The sequence below is a fragment of the Mesorhizobium sp. M7A.F.Ca.CA.001.08.2.1 genome (assembly GCF_003998455.1).
Taxonomy (GTDB): domain Bacteria; phylum Pseudomonadota; class Alphaproteobacteria; order Rhizobiales; family Rhizobiaceae; genus Mesorhizobium; species Mesorhizobium ciceri.
This window is the reverse complement of sequence record NZ_RZPW01000396.1, coordinates 1-5,743: the sequence shown is the minus strand read 5'-3', so window position 1 is coordinate 5,743 and position 5,743 is coordinate 1. Positions and strand designations below refer to the sequence as shown.

Below are 5,743 nucleotides of genomic sequence, written 5' to 3'. Positions count from 1 at the left end.
GTTCGAGACACTGCGAAAGGCCGCGCTCGTCTTCGACAAGCGGCTGCGAGTGGGATTGACCGACGAGCGTCTGGCGGAGTTCGCGCAGGTGCTGGCTGTGTTGCGGGGCAATGTCGGGGGATAGAACCCGACGGACCAAGAATTTCCTTGGACTGGACTTCCCTCATCACATTTGTAACGTTCCATTGTCCGGCTGATCCTGGTGGGGAGAGGTCAGGCTCAACTCTTCTGCAAAATCTGTGCAAGAATACCGAAGCCGCTGGCTTCGGCAGCGAGAAGTCGCCGGAAAACCTAACAACGTTCGGGGGGACAAGTTGACCAAAGAAGATCTGTTCGTTCCGCGCCAGACCAACACGGCGCTTTACATCCAGCTATACGAGGCTGGATATCCGCTTGCCGATATCGCCCGGGTGCAGAAGGCGTATCGTGTGTGTTGCGCGATGTTCAACGGCCGTTATCGCAAGACGGGACGGCCTTTCATCTGCCATGCGGTGGGAGCTGCGTCGTCGGTCGCGCATTTCGACAAAAGCGTCGATCTTGTCCTCGCTGCTATGTTTCACGCCGCCTATGACGGAAGCCAGTATCCGGACGGCAAATCCAGCAGGCGAACCGATGCTCACCGCCAGTGGCTGGAGCAAAAAATTGGTCCTCGCGTCGAGGGTCTTGTCGCTCGCGTGGTCGGACTGAAATTCGACACGGGAGATCCCGAGCGCATTGTGGACAAAGGTGTGCCGACCGGCGACGAGGACATTCTGTTCCTGGCGCTTGCCCATGAGGTCGATGACCTAGCGGACGGCGGACTGGCGTTTGCGCCCAAATACGGCCAGTCGATTCGTTCGAGGGTTGCTGCCTGCGCCACTCTGGCCAGGAATCTGGGCCGCGAAAATCTTGCCGCCACCATCGAAGGTTACGGCGCCCGCTACGAGACGATGGCGTGGGCTGCTCCCCTCCAGGAGACGAAGCTGGTGGGCTTTCAGATGACGCCTAATTTGCGCACATACATCAAATTGCGTCGGCACAAGCTGCGCGGGGAATCGATCGAGGTGCTTTGACGCCTTGCCGGCCATGCGACAGCATCGGGTACCGATGCACATCCGCTGAAGAACTTGCCGTCCTCACCGGTTCAGTCGTCGTAGCCCTGGATTGCCCCAAAGGCGTAACGGCGCAGCTTCAGCGCGGCGATCAAATTGGTCAGCTTCGTCTTGCCGTCGAAGCCGTCCTGAAACATCTCGTCATGCATCAGCAAGATCAGCTTGCCGGGCTTGACGAAGCGGCCATAGCCGAACAGATGATCGATCTCGCTGACCAGATGGTCGACGCTCTGCACCGGCTCGCCGTTGTCCTTGTGCACCCATTCATGGTCCCAGCCGTAGAGATAGAAGCCTGAGGCCGCGACAAATTCGTAGTCGGGCTCTTCATGCCCCTCCTGGGCGAGGCCAAGCGAAGTGTCGTTCTTCGACATGGAGGGCAGCCTGAACACGTCGCGCCCCGGCAGCCTTGCATGCACCACGGGCTTCAAGCCGAGCACCGCGTTTGCCCGTACCATGTCGGCGACGACACCCTCGGTGTCGCCGTAGAAATGCCGGTAGTGATTGTAGGCATGGCTGTAGCTGTGGTTGCCGAGCGTCACCAGAGGAAGCTGCTTGGCGCGCTGGACGAGCGCTCTGTTGGCAGCGCTCGCCTGTGCGTGCATGCCGACCATGAATAGGGTTGCAGGAACCTGCTCGGCCTCCAGCACGTCGAGGATGTTGCTTGTGCCGTTCAGCGGCCCATCGTCGAAGGTAAGATAGATGGTGCGATCGGCGCCCTGGGCGGGGGCCGCAAAGATCAGCAGTGCCGCAAGGGCAAACCGAAACGGTGTCATCAGCCCCGATATCCCTGTTGCGATCACGACAAGGCGGCCATCTTCACACGCGGTTGTCAAGGCAGCCCGGCCGTACCTATGCCAGGCTTCCTTGCAGCACCGTCAGCTTGGCCTTCTTCGGCATGCGAGCGGTCAGCCATTCCAGCGCCTTGTCGTGCGGCATCGGGAAGGCGATGGAGTAGCCCTGCACCTGGTCACAGCCGATCGCCATCAGCGAATCGAGCTCGGCCTCGGTTTCGGCACCCTCCGCGACGATCGAGATGCCGAGGCCACGCGCCAGCTCGGTGATGGCGCGCACGATCTTCGAGTTGTCGCCATTCTCATGGATGTTCTGAACGAAGCGGCGATCGATCTTCAGCCGGTCGATCTCGTTCGGGTTGACATGGCTGAGCGAAGCATAGCCGGTGCCGAAATCATCGAGTTCGAGATGGACGCCGGCTGCCCTGATGTGGCGCAGCTTGGCGGCGATGCCTGTCTTTTCGTCGTCGAGGATGACGGATTCGACGATTTCCAGCGACAGTTTTTGCGGCGGCAGCCCAGCCTTTTCCAGCGTCTCGAACAAGAACGCATCGAAATCGTGCTCGCGCAGCTCGGTGCCGGAAACATTGACGGCAAGCCGTCCGAAGGCAATGCCGGCGCGATTCCATTCGGCCGCCTCGTTGATCGCCTTGGTGATGACGATGCGGCCGATCTCGGGCATGAAGCCGCATTTCTCGGCGACCGGGATGAATTCGCCGGGCGGGATCATGCCGCGCTCCGCATGGTTCCAGCGCACCAGCGCCTCGATGCCGCTGATCGTGCCGTTGGTCAGCGAGACCTGCGGCTGGAAATAGACCTGGAACGCCCGCTCCGCGATGGCGACCTTGATGTCGTGCTCGAGCTGCTTGCGATAATCGAGTTCGCGGCGCAGTTCCTCGGAGAAGAAAGAGAAGTTGCCACCGCCAAGCTTCTTGGCGGAATAAAGCGCCAGGTCGGCATGGACCAGCAAATCCCCAGCATTGTCGGCGTCGATCGGATAGACCGCGATGCCGGCGCTGGCGCCTGGGAGAATGGTCGTGCCCTGGAAGACGATCGGCTCGTTGATGTGCGCCAGGATGCGCCGCGCCAGCATGTTGATGTCTTCGGTGCCGCCGGCGCCGCCGAGGATCATGACGAACTCGTCGCCGCCCAGGCGCACGCACAGATCCGACGCCCGGCAGGAATCGCGCATGCGCTGTGCCGTGACGACCAGCACATAGTCGCCGGCGGCGTGGCCGAGCGTATCGTTGATCTGCTTGAACCGATCGAGATCGAGCTGGACGACGGCAAGGCGTTCGCGACGCCGGTGCGTGCCCTTGATCAGCGTGTCGAAATGATCGGTCAGGAACGTGCGGTTGTGCAGGCCGGTGAGGCCGTCATGAACCGCGATGAAGGCCATGGAATTGCGCGCGTCGATCAGTTCATGCGTCTTGCGCAGGATGGCGTTCGACATCGGCCTGAAGATGAAGAGCGCCACCAGTATGATGACGCCGATTGTGGCGTAGAACAGCGTGCGATGGAGAGCGAGCAGCTTCTCGGAGCGGTCGTCGGCGTCGGCAGTGATGCGCTGGCCGAGCGCGGCATAACCCGACAAGGTCGCATTGGCGACTGAGGCGTCGAGATTGACGCGTTCGCCGCCGCCCTTGTAGCCGCCATTGCCGCTGAATTGCGATTCATAGGCCGAGATCAGGCGGTCGCCATTGGCGATCAGCCCGACGGAGAAATAGTCGAGGTGGAAGGGCTTGGCGAAGAGGACGCTTTCGATCGACTTCGGGTCGAGCTTGGCCGGCGATTGCGGATCGGCTCCTGTCTGATCGAGCAGCAGGTCGTAGTTGGTCTCGAACTCCGCCGTTGCCTGCTTGAGCGCGCTGACCAGCGCCGGTTGCTTGTCGCGTGAACCGGCACCCGTTGCACTGGCAAGGAAGACGATGCGCTGCGACAGCGTCTTTTGTGTGCTGACGATGTCGAGCAAGGTGTGATTGTGCTGCTGGGTGGCCATCATCTGCTGCAGCAGTATGAAGGAGGCGATCACCATGGCCGCAATGATCAGCAGGGCCAGCCAATAGCCAGCCTTGATCAGCAGTATGAGCTTGCCTGAAACGGTTTGCACCGGCTGCTGCGACATTTTCGGGGGCGGCCCTCTCGCCTAAGGATTCTTGCCTAGGGATTCTTGCCTAGGGATTCTTGTATGAGCACCATTGAACTGCAAACGTTAACAGGACCGGAAATCGACGGCTGTCCGGCAAGGGGCGGCCGTGGAAAGATCGCGGAATGGTTATCGGCTCGTTTAGCACCGTACCGGCATTTGAGCGGTCATCGGCCAGAACCTTTGTCGTGGCGTCGTTCCTCGGCCGCGTGATGATCGACATCGGGGCCGCATCGTGCTGCTTGCCACCGATCCGGTCGTTTTTGCGATGGATTTTTCGCGCGGACGAGACGACAGTCGGCCCACATCAAACGAGGCTAGGTCATGACCGCAGCATTCCTCTCCCACATCGACAGCGAGCTCGCGGGGCTCAAATCGGCAGGCCTCTACAAGTCGGAGCGGGTGATCACTTCGACGCAGTCGGCCGAGATCGAGGTCGGCGGCGACAAGGTGTTGAATTTCTGTGCCAACAACTATCTCGGCCTCGCCGATAGCGCCGATTTGCGCAATGCTGCCAAGCAGGCGCTCGACCGCTATGGCTACGGCATGGCATCGGTGCGCTTCATCTGCGGCACGCAGGAAGAGCACAAGCAGCTCGAATCGACGATTTCCTCCTTCCTCGGCATGGAAGACACCATCCTTTACGGCTCCTGCTTCGATGCCAATGGCGGCCTGTTCGAGACGCTGCTGGGCGAGGAAGACGCCATTATTTCGGATGCCTTGAATCATGCCTCGATCATCGATGGTGTGCGGCTGTCGAAGGCCAAACGTTTCCGCTACGCCAACAACGACATGGCCGATCTCGAGGCGCGCCTGAAGGAAGCCCGGGACTGCCGCTTCCGGTTGATCGCCACCGACGGCGTGTTTTCGATGGATGGCATCATCGCCAATCTCAGGGGTGTCTGCGACCTCGCCGAGAAGTATGACGCCATGGTGATGGTCGACGACAGCCATGCCGTCGGCTTCGTCGGTCAGAACGGCCGCGGCTCGGCCGAGCATTGCGGCGTCGAGGGCAGGGTCGACATCATCACCGGGACGCTCGGCAAGGCACTTGGTGGGGCCTCCGGTGGTTACACCTCGGGCAAAAGCCAGGTGGTCGACTGGTTGCGCCAGCGCTCACGGCCGTATCTCTTTTCCAACACGCTGATGCCGGCGATCGCCGGCGCTTCGATCAAGGTGTTCGAGCTGATCAAGGACGGCGATGGGCTGCGCGACAAACTCTACGACAACGCTGCGCGGTTCCGGTCGCAAATGGGCAAGCTCGGCTTCACGCTGGCCGGAGCGGATCATCCGATCATCCCGGTGATGCTGGGCGATGCCAGCCTGGCGCAGGAGATGGCCGCGCGCATGCTGAAGCGCGGCATCTACGTCATCGGCTTCTCCTTCCCGGTGGTGCCAAAGGGGCAGGCGCGCATCCGCACGCAGATGTCGGCGGCGCATTCCAGCGCCGATATCGACCGCGCGGTGGAAGCGTTCGCCGCCGTCGGGCGCGAACTCGGCGTCATTTCCTGACAAGCCGGAATCGAAAAGCGATTCCGGAACAAGAGCTTCAAGGGACAAAAGCATGTCGAACATGATGAAAGCGCTGGTGAAGGCCAAGGCCGAACCAGGCATCTGGATGGAACAGGTGCCGGTGCCGGAAATCGGCCCTAACGACGTGCTGATCAAGATCAAGAAGACGGCGATCTGCGGCACCGACGTGCACATCTACAATT

Annotated in this window: 4 protein-coding genes and 1 pseudogene; 3 read left to right on the top strand and 2 right to left on the bottom strand. The window is 61.0% G+C overall.

Translation table 11 applies throughout. From position 1 onward, the window contains the following. Window positions 1-314 precede the first annotated feature (314 nt). Window positions 315-1,052: a DUF6817 domain-containing protein gene (locus tag EN914_RS21755; RefSeq protein WP_024504818.1), complete on the top strand. Its 738-nt coding sequence runs from the start codon at window positions 315-317 to the stop codon at window positions 1,050-1,052. Window positions 1,053-1,123: 71 nt separating this feature from the next. Here the strand turns inward: EN914_RS21755 and EN914_RS21750 are convergent, their stop codons facing one another. Together EN914_RS21750 and EN914_RS21745 are read right to left on the bottom strand one after the other, a co-directional pair. Further along, complete coding sequence (locus EN914_RS21750) at window positions 1,124-1,864, bottom strand: polysaccharide deacetylase family protein (protein ID WP_081714379.1); 741 nt, start codon at window positions 1,862-1,864, stop codon at window positions 1,124-1,126. A gap of 76 nt (window positions 1,865-1,940) precedes the next feature. Next, on the bottom strand, window positions 1,941-4,007 hold the full coding sequence (locus tag EN914_RS21745) for a bifunctional diguanylate cyclase/phosphodiesterase (RefSeq protein WP_024504816.1): 2,067 nt from the start codon (window positions 4,005-4,007) through the stop codon (window positions 1,941-1,943). A 345-nt stretch (window positions 4,008-4,352) separates the two neighbouring features. On the opposite strand from EN914_RS21745, the gene EN914_RS21740 reads away from it, so the two are divergent. Further along, window positions 4,353-5,540, top strand: a complete 1,188-nt coding sequence (locus tag EN914_RS21740; protein WP_024504815.1) for a glycine C-acetyltransferase — start codon at window positions 4,353-4,355, stop codon at window positions 5,538-5,540. Between the two features lie 52 nt (window positions 5,541-5,592). Then, window positions 5,593-5,743 (top strand): annotated as a pseudogene (locus EN914_RS21735) (alcohol dehydrogenase catalytic domain-containing protein); the annotation flags it as partial.